A 17,134-nucleotide genomic window follows, 5' to 3' on the forward strand; every position below is an offset into this window, starting at 1 on the left:
GCTAAAGCCCAAGATCTCAAGAACGACAAAAACCCCACTCTAAAGAGCGGGGCAATCCCAAATGTTGACAGAATGTTGAAAGTGGCTACTTCCTCCCGGAAGCGGTTATCCCTTGCACCGAAGGATCAATTAAACAGCAGGATTTCTGAAGATCTCCGCCAGCTCCCGCATTCGATGTGCGTCCTTCGGGTTCTTTGCTCTGAGCGCGTCCTTGGTCAGAGCACCGGCGAGCCCATTCAACCTAGCGGCCTCGGCGGTCGAACCTTCAGCCTTGCCGATCGCTTGGCGCATCGCCGCGATGCGTGCCGCCGGAAGTGCGTTCGAACGCTCAAGCTGGTCGAGGTAGGCCTTCGCGACTGTGAGATCATTGGTCCACTTTATGCGTTCCTGATGCTGGACATTCAACACGTCGAAGCGAACTGAATTTGCCGCATCGATCTCGTTTTGCGTTAAGAACTTTGTCGGCGTCAGTTCGAAAACGTCCAGGCCGCGAGCGATCTCGGACGAATAGATATGGCCGTTGTACCAATATGCCGACCACGAGCCGCCCATAACGAGGACGTTCGCGTCGATCGGGCCGCGGTCGAAATAGGCGATCTCGAAAGGCTTTGCAGGATCGGTGAAATCTTTGACCGAAATGCCGCCCTGATACCATGCCTGCACCTTGATGTCGCGTCCGGGCACGGGAACGAGCGAACCGTTGTGTGCAACGCAGTTTTCCTGATCTGTCTGTGCGGCAGGCAGTTTGTAATAATTTTGGAATTTCAGCTTGTTGTTATCGAGCGTGAAAACCGCATTCGCACCCCATTTGTCGGGGTCATTCTCGCGGCAACGCGGGCCCATGCCGCCGCCCCATTCGTCGGTAAAGACGACCTTTTTACCGTCGTTCGAGAACGACGCCGAGTGCCAATAGGCATAGTTCGGATCGTTGACCGCGTCAATGCGTTTCGGATTTACAGGGTCGCGAATGTCAAGCAAAATGCCGTTTCCGGCACACGCACCTGCGGCCAGGCCGATCTCAGGATAAACGGTGATATCGTGACACTGATTCGTCTCCTCTTTACGGCCGGCATTCGAATGCGAACCGCCGTCATCGAGTACGTTGATCTTGCCTGTCTTTTCGTCGCCGAAAATACGCGGCGTTGAAACGATCTTTGCGTTCTCCGGATTTGCGAGCGGGACCTTTATGACCTCGATTCGGAACAACGCCGTATTCGGGTCTTTATCCGGCGGGCCGCCCGAACAGCCTTCCAGCTCTTCGCCGGGCCGTACGAACGAAGTTCCCGAAATGTAAACGTAAACGTTCTCTTTGTCTTTCGGATCGACGAGCAGCGTGTGGGTGTGCGAACCGCGGCATGATTGGACGGCGGCGACCTGTTTCGGCTTTTGAATATCGGAAATATCAAAGATCCTCACGCCGCGAAAGCGATCCTTATTCGCAGCAGGCATCCCCATTCCCATCGGCCCCATCGGTGCCGGCGGAAAGCCTTCGGTGCCGCAGTCGAGGCGGCCGTTCGGCATCTCGACCGACATGAACATCAGGTTGCCGTGCACCGAAACGTCGCCCTGTCCGCCCGGACAGATCAGTGATGTGAGCAGCTTTGTTTTCGACGGCGTCGAGATGTCATAGATATTTATGCCGTAGAAATTGCCCAGGAAAAGCTTGTTGCCCTGAAATGCGATGTCCGAATTGGCGAATGCGAGCCCCGCGAATGCAAGGCGTTCCTTTTCGGGGATCATCCGCGGGTCGGGAATGCCGAGAGCTTTCAGCGCGTCGCCGACCTTCGGAGCGCTCGGATCGACGCCCATGTCGAAGGCCTCGGGCTTTTTCAACAGCGAAATATGCTTGATGCCGAACGCCGCCTCGCCGGCGTCAAAAAGCCCCGGTTTCAGATTCGCACGCGGGTCTTTTGTATCGGCACCCTTCATGCCCGCGGGCATCTTCGGGGCCGAAGGAAGCTGCGCATTTGCCGCGATGGCGAATGCGAACACTATAAGAGCGACAAAGGACAATTTCTTCATAAGTGATGTGTATTACGGCAAACTTGCGAGTAAAGTTTGCATTGTTTTGATCTCGGCACGCTGGCCGCTGTCAACGTCGGTCGCAAAGCTGAAAAGTTCTGCGTCCTGACCGGCTCCGGCGGCGTCAAAAAGGTCTTTGACCATCGTGAGGGCACCTTCGTGGTGCTGTATCATTCCCGCGAGGAAAAGGCGGTCGAACTCGCCTCCGCGTTCTCGACGCAGAGCATCCATCTGCTGCCTCGTGAGCATGCCGGGCATCATTTTATGCTGCGTGGAACCGTGCGCACTGCCCGCGTTTTCTGATCCATCAATGCCGCGGAACGCGAGCCACTTTTTCATGAAGTCCATCTCGTCGGTCTGGCCGCGGGCGATCCGGGCACCTAGTGAGCGAAGGTCCGCATTTTCGGTGCGCGCCATTATCAGATCGGTCATCTCGACCGCCTGCAGATGATGAACGATCATCCCGCGCATGAATTCGATGTCTTTAGCAGAAACCGGCGGCAGCTTTGCCCGAGTGTCGGGAGGCAAAACGCGCGTCGGCTGCCCCGGTGCTCCGGGCTGAACGATGACCGGCGGTTTCTCGTTTTCCGTTTGCTGAGCCGCTGTCTGATCACTTGAAAATACAAAAATCAGTATCGCCGCGATCGCATATGCTAGGACGAACCTTGAGAGTCTTACGTAATCTTTGAGTTTGGGCACCTTCATCGATGGCATATCTTGTCACACTCGTTTAACGTGATAGTTCGATGAGGAAACATAAACCGCAGATGCACGCGGAGGCACGCAGATATTCAGGCAATGTTATCTAGAAACTGAGATTGAAAGATGCGTTTGACCTCGACCCTTGGGCGTCCAAAATTTATTAGCAGACAAAGCGGCAACTTGGTCGCATTCAAATAGTTGATACATTGGGCCTTGTGAATTTCATTGAATCCGTTGCAGGATTTCAGCTCAACGATCAAAACTCCCTCGATCAGAAGGTCCGCAAAATATTCACCAACGATCACGCCGTCATAGATTACGTAAATGGGCTGTTGCGTCTTTACCCTGAGCCCGAGTTTTCGCAACTCATGAGCCAATGCGTTTTCATACACCTTTTCAAGGAACCCGCTTCCAAGAGAGTTGCTGATCGTATGACAACAACCGATGACTTTTTCAGATAGGCTGTTAAGTTCCGATTCAGTCATAAGCTGAAAATCTAACCGCAAGTAAACGAAATCCGCGTTCATCTGCGTTTATCTGCGGTTAGTTTTCTTAGTACTTCATCAACTCCTGCACGGCGACTTCGACGTCCTCTGACTGCGGCAGGATGAAGTCCTCCACTTGCGGGGCATAGGCGACGAAGGTGTCGGTCGCGCCGACGCGTCGGACCGGAGCGTCGAGGTATTCAAAAAGCTCGTTCGAAATGCGTGCGGCGATCTCGGCGCCGTAGCCATAAGAGATCGGATCTTCGTGAGCGACGAGCACACGGCTCGTCTTTTTCACGGATTCGGCAATTGCTTCCCAATCGTACGGAACGAGCGTTCGAAGATCGATCAGCTCGACCGAAATGCCCTGCTGTTCGAGCCGTTTCGCCGCCTGATTTGAGCGTTCAACCAGAGCACCAAAGGTGACGATCGTGACGTCGCTTCCCTCGCGTACGGTCTTTGCCTTGCCGAACGGAATAAGAAACTCACTGCCGGGATACGCGGATTTATTGTAAACCTGGCGGTAAAGATGTTTGTGTTCGAGGAAAAGCACGGGATCGTCGCAGCGGATCGATGTTCGGAGCAGGCCGTTAGCATCGAGTGCCGTTGAAGGATAAACGATGCGAAGCCCGGGCGTATGCGCGAACAGCGTGGTGCCTGATTGCGAGTGGTAAACCGCACCGCCTTTCAGATAGCCGCCCACCGGAACACGCAGCACCATCGGGCATTTCGAATCGCCGTCGCTTCTCCATCTGGTCAAGGCGACCTCATTGCGGATCTGCATCATCGCCGGGAATATGTAATCAAAGAACTGTATCTCGACCACGGGTTTTAGCCCTCGGAGCGCCATTCCAACGGCACGTCCGACGATGTTCGCTTCGGCGAGCGGCGAATTGAAAACGCGTGCCGAGCCGAATTTTCTTTGCAGATTTGCCGTTACCTTAAACACGCCGCCTTTGCCCTTGACGATGTCGAGATATTCCTCACGTGAGCAATCGGCAACGTCCTCGCCGAAAACGACGATCCGCGGATCGCGTTCCATCTCCTCGTGCATGCAGCGGTTGATCAGATCGACCATCGTGCCGGGATTGCCTGACAGTTCAGCACCGTTTTCGCTATCAAACAGCTGACGGTCGGTCGGATCGACATCCGGCGAAAATACGTTGCGAAGCGCGGATTCCGGCGGCGGCTGAGGTGTTTCGACCGCGATGTCCGCGGCCTTGTTGACCTCGTCGTCAACTTCCTTGCGAAGAGCTTCGAGCTTTTCCGAAGTAATGATGCGCTCGGTCATCAGAAACTCAGCAAATGTGCGTATCGGGTCGATGGCGGCGTCAGCATCACGCTCTTCATCGGGGCGATACAATTTTTCGTCGTCCGACAGCGAGTGCGAATAGGGCCGTATCACCTTGCCGTGAACAAATGCCGGGCCTTTGCGCTCGCGGCAGTATTCGACGGCTCGCTTGAACGCGGCGTAAGAATCCAGCGGGTCGGTTCCGTCGCACTTTTGAATAAAAAGGTTCGGGAAGCCGGAAACGAGTTTAGATATATCGCCGCCCGCGGTGTTTACTTCGACCGGAACAGAGATCGCGTAGCCGTTGTCCTCTACGACGAAAATTACCGGAAGTTTGAGATTGCATGCGGTGTTCAGGGCTTCCCACCATTCGCCTTCGCTGGTCGTGCCGTCGCCGACCGACATATAGACGACCTCGTCACCCTTGTAACCCGTGATCTTGTCCTGAAGTTCAGGGAGCAGCGTTGCGCGATAGCTCGCCTCGGCAGCACCGACCGAATGAAGCGCCTGCGTTCCCGTACACGAAGACTGCGACGGAACATTCAGGTCCTTGTGTCCCCAGTGCGAAGGCATTTGGCGGCCGTGCGAATTCGGATCGACCTCAGCTCCGACCGATGAATAAAGCATTTCCTGCGCCGTCATGCCCAAGCCGAGCATCAATGCGCGGTCGCGGTAATAAGGAAAGAACCAGTCGTAGCCCGGCTTCATCGCCTTTGCGGCGCCGACGAGCATTGCCTCGTGGCCCGCACCCGAGATCTGGAAGAATATCTTGTTCTGGCCTTTCAGCTGTATCTCTTTGTCGTCGATGCGGCGCGACATATACATCGTCCGATACATCTCGACCAGCGTCTCGGCCTCCAAGCCGTGATACTTGTCATCTGCCGCGGCAGATGCCGCACCGGCTGCCTTTGCGTTCAATTTTTCAGTCGCAGTCGCCATTGTTAAATCTACTTTTTATAAATAATTCTGAATATCGGGCAAGGTTCTACGATACCAAATCGACGAAAGGCGGGCAATTTCGGAGTTCTGGACCGCATTTCTGCAATATTAGCCGGCTCAGGATATCGCCGCGGCCGACAGCAGAACGAACGGCGACCTGATCGAGCACCGAGACGGAATATCTGAACTCAGAGACCGTAAGTGTTATCTAGCCTTCAACACCCAACCGACCGGATCGACCGTCGGCACATCTCCGGTGTACGAGACCCTTGCTTTACCGTCTTTCATCTCAATGCGCTCCGTTTTACCGTTGATCACGACATCAAGAGGCATCGGGAACGGCAAGTTGTTCGGCGTTTCCCAACTAAGACTCAGCGTTCCGGGCACGAGTTCCAATACCAACTTCGGGAGTTTCGGCTGACGCAGATAAACCTCAAAGAACCAGCCGAGTTCCATTTTCGATTCTTCCTCTGCAATGGTCAGGAAATCGTCCGTGTTGACCAGCCGCGTCTGTGAACCGTCGGTTCTCGACTCCATCTCTTTGTCGGGATACGCCATTCTGCGGAGCGCTCGGAAAAATGCCTCATCGCCGATCAGATATCGAAGCGTGTGCAGCACGACGGCGCCTTTGCCGTAAATGTCGCCGTCGCTTGCGATGAAATCAGGTGCCTGCAGATAAACCTCGTATGCGAACTTCATCTCACGCGGAGCAACGGGCTGCATATTGCGAGTTCTGGCGGCGCGGTTTCGCATTCCCGCAAAATAAGCGTCCTTTTTGCCGATGTGTTCCAGATAGAGCGTGTCCATGAATGACTGAAAACCTTCGTGTATCCAGAAATCACGCCAGTCGCTCGCGGTAACTAGGTTCGCCCACCATTCATGGCCGTATTCGTGAAGCATCAGCCCGTCGATGCCGTCCTCGTTGTACTTGAACTTGTTGCCATACGCGATCATCGTCGAATGCTCCATCCCGAGATGCGGCGTCTCGGCGATGCCGAGCTTCTGCGAACGCCACGGGTACGGACCCAGATATTTTTCAAGGAACGCATTGTACTTCTTCGTTTCCTCGATCAGCCGCGGCCCTTTCTCAAAGTTTTCGGGCAGTATGTAGAATTCGATCGGGATGTTCTCGCCCGTGATGCTTTTGACGCTGTCTTTGATGACCTTGTAGGGAGCGGCGTTAAAAACCAGCGAGTAGTTCGGGATCGGATTCTTTACCGACCATTTGAAAGTTGTAGTACCGTCCGTATTCTTATCGACGCGTTCCAAAATGCCCGGCCCGGCAACGACGAGCGGATCGGGGACCGTGATGAACATATCTGCAGTATCGGCCTTATCGGACGGGTGATCTTTGATGGGGAAATAAAGGTCGGCACCGTCGTTTTGCAATGCGACCGAGATCCAATCAGCACCTGACGGAGTTTTCTCCCACATAAAACCGCCGATCCACGGCGGACGCGGAGCAACGCGGGGCTTGCCGCTGTACTTGGTCGTGATCGCGAACATCTCGCCTGCCTGAAGCGTCTGCGGCAGTTTGATCCAGATCTTTCCTCCGCGGCGTTCCCATTTTGCCGGTGTCATCCAGTTTTCGATGGACTCGATCTGAAACGGCGTGTCAAGATCAACGACGATCACATTCGTCGGATGGACGATGCGGCCCGTCATCAGCACTTCGCCGATTATCGAACGCTCTTTCGGATCGACCTTAACGTCGATCCCATAGTAATAGACGTCATACGCCGCTTGCTCATAACTCAGCGGGCCGCCCGTTTCTGTCGGGCGGACGCCAAGATCACGCTGGCCGTATGCTGCAGCGGCAATGACTAAAATCGAAAGGAACGAAAAAAGTATAGACCTCATATAAGACCTCGCAGGCGCTGAAAGTTTCAAGGCATTCTAGCACGGACGCCGGTTTTCGCTTGCCTTTTGCAGAGCAAGCGAATATTTTTTCATAACAAATGCGCATCGCAATTTTCTTTTGTTCATTGATGGCTTTCAGTTTTGTCGGCATCACGGGCCAGGAACCGGCAGCATCTCCCGAAACAAAGAAGGCCAACGAACGCCCGCAGGCCGCCGCTGCAGCGAAAGAGCCTTTCGACGACGCCGACATCAAAACTATGGCATCGAAATGTGTCGAGCTCGATACGGAAGCCGGGCTGATCGTTATCGAGCTCTATCCCGAAAACGCACCTGAAACCGTCCGCAATTTTCTCAACCTCGTCGCGATGGGCTTTTTTGATACGACGACATTCAGCCGCGTCGTGCCGGATTTCGTCGTGCAGGGCGGCAATGTCTGGACCCGCGAAGGCGGTGTTACGACCGAAATGGGAGCGCGTGCCCGCCGCCGCCTAAAGGACGAACCGAACCGCATTTTGCACGAACGCGGCGTCGTTTCGATGGCACGCGGTGAAGAAGCCAACACCGCTACAACGAATTTCTTTATTCTGGTAAGTGATTCACCGCACCTGGACGGCACATTCGCCGCGTTCGGCCGCGTCTCAAAAGGAATGGACGTCGCCGACGAGATAAACAAAGCCAAAGTAACGAACGAAAAACCGGAGAAACCTGTGAGGATCAGAAAGGCGTCGGTGAAAAACTGCGGGACCAACCAAGATTCAGTGGTTAGTGTTAAGTGACAAGTGACAAGTTGTAACGATCCACTTATCACTTATCACTGAAAAAATGATCTAATCCGCCAGATCAATATCCAGCGTCATTTGATATTCATTTGCCATTGATGGATGGCCGTGGGCGAGTGAAACTTCGATACCTTTGCGGTAAGTTTCGATCGCCTTTTCGCGCTCACCGTTCGCAAGAAAGGCTTGGGCAAGCGTTCCGTACGCGTTACCTTCGTCGTCGGCCTTTTCGAGATAAGCTTCCAACAACGCGATCACCTTTTGATGATCACCTGCCTTTTCGTATTCCTTTGCGAGGCCAAACATAACCATCGCATTCGACGGATCGGCGGCGAGCATTTGTTCGAAAACTGCGATTCGATCCTGCATGCTTTGAGTTTATCAAGCGAGGCCGTCAAAACAGAGTCTGCTGAACGGGTTCGGCCGCCGGGATGTTGGGCTCGTCCCCATCTACGACGGCACGTTCGCTTTGTTTGAAACCAAGGCGTTTGGCGTGGAAATCGAACAGCTTTTTCGTTACTTCCCACTGCTCGGTACGGCCCGTCATGCGCTCTGCGTAGCTGCGATGGCGCAAACCGCCGCCGCGTTCGCGGCCCATCATATTGATGATCTTGCGGACGCGGGTTTCGGGAAGCCGCTCGTTCATTTTTTGCACAAAATACTCCTCGATCGAATCGGTATCGATATGGAGCATCGACATGAACGCTCGCTGTGCGCCACTTTCTTTTGCACGTTCGAGGAGACCGGGAATGTCGGCTTCGTTGTAGCCCGGGATCACGGGTGCGATGCCGATGCCGGTCTTGACGCCGGCGTCAGAAAGCATTTTCATCGCACGAAAACGGGCTTCGGGGACCGGCGTGTACGGCTCAAAAGGATTCGAGCGTTCTTTTGTCAAGAAAGGCAGCGAGAAAAAGACCGTTACTTCCGAAAGCTTCGTTATGATGCCCAGATCGCGTGTGACGAGCGGCGATTTCGTTACGATCGCGACAGGCACGCGAAATTCGACGCATACTTCGAGACACTGCCGAGTCAATTTATACTCCGCCTCGAGCGGCAAATACGGATCGGTCGCGAATGAAAAATCAAGGTGCGGCATTTTGTCGCGGCATTTCTTTAGCTCTTCGCGAAGAAGCTGAGGGGCGTTCGGCTTGACGACGATCTTTGTTTCAAAATCCGTCCCGGCTCCGTAGCCGAGATATTCGTGATATTGGCGGGCAAAACAATACGTGCAGCCGTGAATGCAGCCGCGATAGCAGTTCACGGTGTAACGCCAACCGCCTTCCCAGTCAGACGCAAAAGCTTTTGTGATTACCTTTTTTGTCGCGGTTTCTTCAAAAACCTCCAGCTTTGTCGGCGGCGGTTCACCGACGTATTCCGCCGAATAGCGGTTATATGGATTTGGAGGATTCTTAACATGTCGCACAGATGCAACACTATCGCATCTGCAGAGAAAAGGCAATATTTGCCACAGAGCACACAGAGAGCACGGAGAAATAAGTAGCAAGAAGTCAGAAGTCAATAGAAAGAAGCATTGGTTCCTTTCCAGAAGGCTGAAAACTATCGACCCGGAATTTCCTCTGTGCCCTCGGTGTGCTCTGTGGTGAAGAGGTCCTTCCGCATCAGCAGGTCGGTCTGCGGGTCAGAGCCGAGCTGGAATATGTGTGTGCCGCAAAAGCTGAAGCCGTTACGCTCATAGAAACGCTGAGCCCGCGGATTGTGTTCCCAAACGCCGAGCCACATCACGTCGCAGCCCAGTTCGCGTGCCTTAGAAAAACAGGCATCCATCAACATCTGACCGACGCCTGTGCCCAAAAATCTCTGGTGTGAATAAAGCCTCGCAAGCTCGATCGGGCGCGATGCCGTGATGCCATCTTCGGAGGCTCCATTTACCAACTTGGCATATCCGGCAGCCTCGCCGTCGATCTCGGCGATAAGAAACATATTTCGTTCATCGCCAAGCTCGCGTGCGATCTGCTCTTCAGAAAACGCCGCCGCCATATACGCCGCCATGTCCTCGGGCCGATTCGCCGGATGAGCGTGAAACGCGTCCCAAAACGTCACGTATGCGAGCTCAGCGAGCATTGCCGCGTCGGTGACCAAAGCTGATCTGATCGATATTCTTTCAGACACGGTGGAGAAAGTTTTCGCAAACAAAGACCTTTCGAGCACGAAAATGCGCAGGCGATTCCGCCAGGCTAAATGCTTTCATCGCCTCGACGCCCGACAGAAAAACAGGTTCGCGGCTCGCGGGCACGTCAGAAAGCCATACAGGGATCGAAACACCCAATTCATCGCAAAGTGTTTCGATCGTGCCGGCTAACACTGCATCTTTCTCCTCGTCGTCAAGATCAAAAGGCTCGGCGATGGCCCGTACATCGCGGTGAAATCTGAAACTATCGACGAAATCCATCAACGCGATCTTCCACCAACGAGGTTCTTCGCGCATTCTTGATTTGGTTTCGGCTGCGGTTATCATTGGCCAAAAATGCCCTCGACAAAATATTGCGTCCGAGGCGGGATCTGTTGCTTGGGGTAGTACTTTTGGATGATCGAAAACACTTCATTTGCCGACTTTAACGCCATATGATCGATCAAAAAACGCAGATCAGACTCGTCCTCAGTATCTGAACGGGCTGCCAGGGCCTTCATCGCGAGCAAGTAGTCAGCGTCGGGCAGAAGAACTGTAAGGTGCGGCATGTGAAAGAGCACGTTCTTTGAATGCGGGACGACGTAACCTTTCACACCGTCATTAAGCCATGTTTCATCGATGCCGTGCCTATTCGCAATACGCGACGCAGCTTCACGAATCTCGGCCGAGGGATGGAAGATCGCGTCCACGTCCTTCGTTGCAATACGGGTTTTGAACACAAGCACCATTACCGCCCCGCCGAAAAGTGCGACCTCTCCCTTGACGTCCTTTAGAGCAAGTTCATCATTCAGCTCGGTCAGGTATTGTTTTATCTCTGCTGCGGTCATAGCTTGCCGCGGACCTGGTAAACGCTACTTCATTATCAGCTTCGCAATGGTCTGGAGCTGCATATTCGATGTGCCTTCGTAGATGGCTCCGATCTTGGAGTCGCGCCAGAATTTTTCTACCGGATAGTCTTTGACGTAGCCGTAGCCGCCGTAGAGCTCGATGGCTTTCGACGAGACCTTTTCAGCGACGCGTGAAGTGTAGAGCTTTGCGATCGCGGCCTCTTTGACAAAAGGCTTGCCTGCGTCTTTCAGGCGAGCGGCGTTATACGTCAGCAATCTTGCCGCCTCGATCTCGACCGCCATTTCAGCTAGCTGGAACTGAACTGCCTGGAAATTATTGATCGACTGGCCGAACTGCTCGCGTTCGGCGGTGTAGGCGAGAGCGCACTCATAAGCACCCTGAGCGATACCGAGCATCTGTGCGGCGATGCCGATACGGCCTTCGTTGAGCGTCTCGATCGAGACCTTATAGCCCTTGCCGACCTCGCCTAAAACGTTGTCTTTAGGCACTTTACAGTTCTCGTAAATAAGCTCTGTTGTTGACGACGCACGAATTCCGAGCTTGTCCTCTTTCTTGCCTACCGTAAAGCCTTCAAAGCCTTTTTCGACGATGAAAGCCGTGATGCCTTTGTAACCGGCATCCGGATCGACCGTGGCAAAGGTGATGAATATCTCGGCCTCGTTGCCGTTTGTGATCCAGAGTTTTTGGCCGTTGAGTTCCCAATGGTCGCCTTTATCCACGGCTTTCGTCTTTAGTGCAAAAGCGTCAGATCCCGACGACGCTTCGCTAAGAGCGTAAGCACCAACGCGGCCTGTCGCCATCTGTGTCAGATATTTCTTCTTGAGATCGTCGCTGCCCCAACGCATGAATGCATTCGTGACGAGTGTGTTGTGTACATCAACGAAAACCGAGACGCTCGCGTCAACACGCGCCAGCTCTTCGATCGCGAGGATCGCGTTAAATATTGTCGAGCCCGCACCGCCGTATTCTTCGGGCGATTCGATGGCCATCAGTCCGAGTTCGAAACACTGTTTGATCAGGTCGGCGTCGAGCTTTGCCTCTTTTTCCATGTGCTCGACGCGCGGGCGAACTTCGCCCTCGGCAAATTCGCGGACCGATGCGCGAAACAGTTCCTCTTCCTCTGACAAAACGGTCAGGCCGGTGCCTGACAACGCGGTTCCTGCTGCTGTGCTCATAATGTTCTCCGTGCTATCCGCAACCACGTGCGGGCATTTAACAGATTCGTTAAGATAACATTTTAGTCTTGCCGCCGGGCTAAAGCAATCAAGTGAACGAACAGCCGCAACCGCATCAGACCGACCCCGCAGCGACAATGACACGCATTAAACTGGCGGCCGTTGTGCTGACCTTGCTGGGGATCGGGCTGTTCTCGTATCTGGTCTTTTCGGTTGGAATAACCGAAATTCTTGACGGCATCGCTAGGTTCGGTTTTGTCGGTTTCGCGGTAATTTTGGCACTGTATTTCGTTCGCATTTGTATCAGGGCGTTTGCCTGGAAACTCTCCGTTCACGAGCCGTACGCGCTGAAAATGCGTGACACGGTGCCCGCCGTCGTCATCGGCGAGGCAATGAGCAGCACCTTTCCGCTGGGAATTCTGGTCAGCGGAACTGCCAAGGCGATCGCCGTCCGCCGACGTATACCGCTGGTCGCCGGCCTGTCTTCTGTGGCGACGGAGAATCTTTTCTACAGCCTTGTCACGGGCATTTTCCTGGTGCTCGGAGCAGCTTTCCTGCTCGGCAGTTTTGCGGTGGACGACAATACTGCGTATGTGCTGATGTTCATCATCAGTTCGCTCCTGATACTGATGACGCTCGGCGTGATAATGGTCATTCGGCAATGGCACATGGCGAGCGAGACCGCAGAATGGCTCTATCGAAAAGGTTTTGCTCGAGGTATTTTTGAAAAACTTCGGATGGACATACGCCTTTTCGAGAACCTCATCTACGGTTTTTACAGGCGGCATCCGAACCGCTTCATCCCGATCGTTTTGCTGGAGGCGGCGTTCCATTCGCTCGGCATTCTTGAAGTCTGGTTCATCTTGTTACGTATCGGCGACACTCTGCCGCCGGTCGTGTCGGCGTTCCTGCTCGAATCTGTCAGCAGACTTATAACAGTGGTTTTCAAACTGGTCCCTTTTCTGATCGGTGTTGATGAAGCCGGTGCTCAGTTCGTCGCAGAGGTTTTAGCGATCGGAGCGGGAGTCGGCGTGACGCTGGCGATCATCAGAAAAGGACGCATCTTGTTTTGGGCGACCGTCGGATATCTGCTGATACTCAAACGCGGATTGAGTATTCGCGAATTCAGGCGGCAGAACGTCAGTTGAACGGCCAAAATATCGGCACCAGCAGCATGGCGGCAGCGAAAACGACCGTCGTCAAAATGAAGCCGACCTTTACGAAGTCCATAAATCGGTAACGTCCGGCTGTATAGACCAGAACGCACGCAGGTTCCAGCGGTGTGATGAACGAGAACGACGCCGCAAGCGTGACCATGATGGCAAAGGGCCGCGGGTCGGCGCCGAATTCGAGTGCGGTTTTTACGGCTACCGGGAGCACGACAAGGGCCGCCGCCTGATTGGACATCGGCTGCGTCAACAGAACGGTAAGTAAAAAGAACCCTCCCAAAACCGCAGTGACACCGAAACTCCCAAATGTCGTCTCGATGATACCCGCAAGATAACGGTCCGTGCCTGTATTTTCCATTGCGACGCCGAAGCTCATCATTCCCGCGATCAGGACAAGCAGCCTGAAATCTATGAACGAGTAGATCTCGGAATAACGAACGGTCTTTGTCGCGAGCATAAGGAACACGCCCGACAGCACACATACAGCTACCGGGACCTCAAATCCGGTAGCGACCTTCATAAATGAAAGCCCAAGAAAAAGTGCGAATGCTGCGATCGCCCATCGGCGTTTGTCCGTCCGGGCCGTAGAGTCTGAAACGTCCTCCAGAAGGATCACCTCGCGGTCGGTTATCAGATTTTCCACGGCTTTCCGGGGCCCTTGAACGAGCAGTACGTCGCCGAAACGCAGATGGACGCCGCTAAGCTTTTCGACAATGGTCTTTGAATGATGGTTGATCGCAAGCACCGTCAGGCCGTAGCGGTCCCTAAAGTCGAGCATCTTGAGCGTACGGCCGACAAATGTGGAATCGATGGTGATCAGCACCTCAAAAAGCTCTATGTTGTCGCTCTCAAGCAGGACGTCGTTCAGTTCAAAATCCGCTTTGATCTCGAGTCCTGATTCGTCCTTTACCCGCAGAATGTCGGCGATCTTGCCTTCGACGACCAAGATGTCCCGTCTCTGAATTCGTTCGTTATTGGACGGTGCCGCGATCTTATCTTCACCGCGGATGATGCCCAACACGTTGAGGTCCATTTCGGCGCGGATGTTCGCGGACGCGAGCGTTTCACCGACCAGCGGCGAATCCGGCAGAACGATCAACTCGGAGATGTAGTCGCGAATGCTGTAGTCGTCGGTCAGCGAATCTCCGGAAGCTTTATGGGCAGGAAGCAGTTTTCGGCCAATGACGAGCATGTAAAGAATGCCGGCCAGGACCATGACCAGGCCGACCGGCGTCAACTCGAACATCGAGATCGGCTCGTACCCGTAACGCTGAAGTGCACCGCTGACGGCGAGGTTTGTCGATGTACCGATAAGCGTGCACGAGCCGCCGAGTATCGTGCCGAACGCCATCGGCATCAGGAGTTTTGAGGGCGGCAGTTTCGACCTCGCCGCAAGCCCGATCACGACCGGCAACAGCATAGCCGCCGTCGTCGTATTGTTGATGAACGCGCTCGCCAATGCGGCGACGCCCATTATCAGTGCGGTCAAGAAGAACTCGTTCGTCCCGGCGATCTTGCTGATACGCCGCCCTATCAGGTCAACCAAGCCGGTCTTTATCAGACCGCCAACAAGAACAAAAAGGCCTCCGATGGTAATGATGATCTCGTTTCCGAAGCCTGCGACGGCGTCCTTGATATTCAAAACGCCCGACATCACCAATGCCACTACGAGCAAAAGCGAGATCACGTCGACGGGCAGCTTTTCGGTCGCGAATAGGATTATCGCGAGCGTGATGAGGAAAAGCGTGACAGCGATCTCGGGGGTCATCGTTTGGCAAGGATAATCGAAACCGTGCTGATATCAAAGCGTTTTTACGTCTAGAGCCGTGTTACAATCGACTCAAATCCGGCCTTTTCGGGTATGTTCCAGATCGGGAGAATTCAAACTATGCGAGTCCTAAAACCTGTTGTTTTGCTGCTTTTACTGACATTTTTGGCGGGTTCGTTGCCGGGCCAAAGCCTTGATGAAAAGCTGGCCGAGATAGACGCTTACGCCAAGACCGTCATTGAAACATGGAAAGGGCCCGGCATGGCCATCGCGGTCGTAAAGGACGACAAGGTCGTAATGCAGAAAGGCTACGGCGTCCTGAAACTCGGCGAGCCGGCAGCCGTGAACGAGAACACCGTTTTTGCCATCGCATCAAATTCAAAGGCATTTACAACGGCGTCACTGGCCATTCTCGTCGATGAAAAGAAGCTGAATTGGGACGACAAGGTTTCGAAATATTTGCCCGATTTTCAGCTGTACGATCCTTGGGTCACCAATGAATTGACTGTCCGCGATCTGGTCACGCACCGCGTAGGGCTTGATACCTTCAGCGGTGACCTGCTGTGGTACGAGACTACGTATTCGCCGGACGAGATCCTGAAACGAGTGCGTTATCTAAAGCCGGTTTCAAGTTTTCGCTCGCGGTTCGGCTATCAAAACCTGATGTTCATCGCCGCCGGTAAGGTGATCGAGAAAGTATCGGGAATGACGTGGTGCGGCTTTGTCACTGAAAGAATCCTGAGACCGCTCGAGATGAACCGCACGACCTGCAGCATCAACAACCTCCCCGACAACGCCGCGTGGCCGCACAATGAATCCGGCGGCAAGCTTCGCGTGCTGCATCGCGGCAACGTCGACGGCTCGTACGCGGCGGCGGCCCTGAATTCGTCGGTCGCTGACCTGTCAAAATGGGTCCGAACCCAGCTAAACCGCGGCAAATTCGGCGACAAACAGATATTCAGCGAGCAGCAGTCGTGGGCAATGCACCAACCATGGCTGGCTCAGCAGGTAAGCCCGCAGGCCTTGCGTAATTATCCGACCCGCAAGTTCTCAGGCGTCGGTATGGGATGGTTCGTTTTCGATCATCAGGGCAAAAAGGTCATCAATCACAGCGGCGGGCTCGATGGAATGTTGTCCTACACGGTGCTGATCCCAGAGGAAAATGCCGGCTTCGTGATCTTAACGAACAACGAGTCGCCGTCGTACAACGTAATGATGAACAAGATCATGGACGTGCTGACCGGTGCTCCGAAACGCGACTGGAACGAGGAGATCAAGACGCGAACCGCAACTGCGAAAAAGGCTGCGGACGAGGCACGAGCGAAAGAAGACGCCGCACGCGTTCAGGGCACAAAGCCGTCGCTGGCCATGTCGGGCTATGTTGGAACTTACGGCGATAAACTCTACGGAGACGTTTCCGTCGCGGAGGAGAACGGTAGGCTTGTGCTGCGGTTCGGGCCTTCGCCAAATTTTGTCGCCGACCTCGAACATTGGCATTACGATACGTTCGAGATCAAATGGCGGCCTTCGGTCGCGTACAATTTCCCCCGCGGTTTCGTCGTTTTCACACTCGATAAAACGGGCAAGACCGAACGCCTGATCGTCGAACAGCCAAACAATGATTTCTGGTTTTACGAGCTGGATCTGCGAAGGAAGAACTAGATCCTGTGTCCATGACGGCTCGACAAATTCGACGCCGTTATGTAAGAATTCTTTTTCCGTTCCAACTTAGAATCGGGAAACAGGAGATATCGTTAGATAAATGTCAGAAGAAGCAGTTCAGCAGGCCGAGGCACCGACCGAGGACGTTCATTACCAAGCCGTCGAAAAAGAAGGCGTGGTAACGGCGATCTGGGAGATGCAGGGCCAAAAACACATCCGCACGATCGATCCGCGATCGAACGAGGGCAAGCAGATACTTGCCCTGTTTGAAACAGCGGCGTAAATTC

At 54.0% G+C, this 17,134-nt stretch carries 16 protein-coding genes; 4 read left to right on the plus strand and 12 right to left on the minus strand.

What is annotated here, in order from left to right; genetic code table 11:
• Positions 1–129 precede the first annotated feature (129 nt).
• From IPM50_07690 to IPM50_07710, 5 genes are all read right to left on the minus strand, one after another.
• The gene (locus IPM50_07690) at positions 130–2,022 is read right to left on the minus strand and encodes a hypothetical protein (protein ID QQS31569.1); all 1,893 of its coding nucleotides are present in this window, start codon (positions 2,020–2,022) and stop codon (positions 130–132) included.
• A gap of 12 nt (positions 2,023–2,034) precedes the next feature.
• Complete coding sequence (locus IPM50_07695) at positions 2,035–2,727, minus strand: DUF305 domain-containing protein (GenBank protein ID QQS34485.1); 693 nt, start codon at positions 2,725–2,727, stop codon at positions 2,035–2,037.
• 86 nt (positions 2,728–2,813) lie between these two features.
• A complete protein-coding gene (locus tag IPM50_07700) occupies positions 2,814–3,209 on the minus strand; it encodes a GxxExxY protein (GenBank protein QQS31570.1) in 396 nt (131 codons plus the stop codon).
• A 67-nt stretch (positions 3,210–3,276) separates the two neighbouring features.
• On the minus strand, positions 3,277–5,439 hold the full coding sequence (locus tag IPM50_07705) for a dehydrogenase E1 component subunit alpha/beta (protein ID QQS31571.1): 2,163 nt from the start codon (positions 5,437–5,439) through the stop codon (positions 3,277–3,279).
• A 204-nt stretch (positions 5,440–5,643) separates the two neighbouring features.
• On the minus strand, positions 5,644–7,299 hold the full coding sequence (locus tag IPM50_07710) for a M1 family metallopeptidase (protein QQS31572.1): 1,656 nt from the start codon (positions 7,297–7,299) through the stop codon (positions 5,644–5,646).
• A gap of 257 nt (positions 7,300–7,556) precedes the next feature.
• Here IPM50_07710 and IPM50_07715 point away from each other — a divergent pair, with 257 nt between their 5' ends.
• On the plus strand, positions 7,557–8,075 hold the full coding sequence (locus tag IPM50_07715) for a peptidylprolyl isomerase (protein QQS34486.1): 519 nt from the start codon (positions 7,557–7,559) through the stop codon (positions 8,073–8,075).
• 51 nt (positions 8,076–8,126) lie between these two features.
• Here IPM50_07715 and IPM50_07720 read toward each other — a convergent pair whose 3' ends face one another.
• The 6 genes from IPM50_07720 to IPM50_07745 all read right to left on the minus strand — a co-directional run bounded on the left by IPM50_07720 (position 8,127) and on the right by IPM50_07745 (position 12,248).
• Entirely contained in the window at positions 8,127–8,444 is a 318-nt protein-coding gene (locus IPM50_07720) for a tetratricopeptide repeat protein (GenBank protein QQS31573.1), read from the minus strand.
• 25 nt (positions 8,445–8,469) lie between these two features.
• On the minus strand, positions 8,470–9,498 hold the full coding sequence (locus IPM50_07725; GenBank protein QQS31574.1) for a radical SAM protein: 1,029 nt from the start codon (positions 9,496–9,498) through the stop codon (positions 8,470–8,472).
• 134 nt (positions 9,499–9,632) lie between these two features.
• Complete coding sequence (locus IPM50_07730) at positions 9,633–10,205, minus strand: GNAT family N-acetyltransferase (GenBank protein ID QQS31575.1); 573 nt, start codon at positions 10,203–10,205, stop codon at positions 9,633–9,635.
• Positions 10,198–10,521 (minus strand): hypothetical protein, encoded by a 324-nt coding sequence (locus tag IPM50_07735; GenBank protein QQS31576.1) that lies wholly within the window; start codon positions 10,519–10,521, stop codon positions 10,198–10,200. The genes IPM50_07730 and IPM50_07735 overlap by 8 nt, the downstream gene beginning before the upstream one ends.
• A 26-nt stretch (positions 10,522–10,547) precedes the next feature.
• Positions 10,548–11,051: a hypothetical protein gene (locus tag IPM50_07740; GenBank protein QQS31577.1), complete on the minus strand. Its 504-nt coding sequence runs from the start codon at positions 11,049–11,051 to the stop codon at positions 10,548–10,550.
• Positions 11,052–11,075: 24 nt separating this feature from the next.
• Positions 11,076–12,248: an acyl-CoA dehydrogenase gene (locus tag IPM50_07745; GenBank protein ID QQS31578.1), complete on the minus strand. Its 1,173-nt coding sequence runs from the start codon at positions 12,246–12,248 to the stop codon at positions 11,076–11,078.
• 92 nt (positions 12,249–12,340) lie between these two features.
• On the opposite strand from IPM50_07745, the gene IPM50_07750 reads away from it, so the two are divergent.
• Positions 12,341–13,396: a flippase-like domain-containing protein gene (locus tag IPM50_07750; protein ID QQS31579.1), complete on the plus strand. Its 1,056-nt coding sequence runs from the start codon at positions 12,341–12,343 to the stop codon at positions 13,394–13,396.
• Here the strand turns inward: IPM50_07750 and IPM50_07755 are convergent.
• On the minus strand, positions 13,389–15,185 hold the full coding sequence (locus IPM50_07755; GenBank protein QQS31580.1) for an SLC13 family permease: 1,797 nt from the start codon (positions 15,183–15,185) through the stop codon (positions 13,389–13,391). The two genes, IPM50_07750 and IPM50_07755, sit on opposite strands and share 8 nt — an antisense overlap.
• A gap of 120 nt (positions 15,186–15,305) precedes the next feature.
• Here IPM50_07755 and IPM50_07760 point away from each other — a divergent pair, with 120 nt between their 5' ends.
• Both IPM50_07760 and IPM50_07765 read left to right on the plus strand, forming a co-directional pair.
• Entirely contained in the window at positions 15,306–16,847 is a 1,542-nt protein-coding gene (locus IPM50_07760) for a serine hydrolase (protein QQS31581.1), read from the plus strand.
• 100 nt (positions 16,848–16,947) lie between these two features.
• On the plus strand, positions 16,948–17,130 hold the full coding sequence (locus tag IPM50_07765) for a hypothetical protein (GenBank protein ID QQS31582.1): 183 nt from the start codon (positions 16,948–16,950) through the stop codon (positions 17,128–17,130).
• Positions 17,131–17,134 lie beyond the last annotated feature (4 nt).

The sequence above is a fragment of the Acidobacteriota bacterium genome (genome assembly GCA_016700075.1).
Lineage (GTDB): Bacteria > Acidobacteriota > Blastocatellia > Pyrinomonadales > Pyrinomonadaceae > OLB17.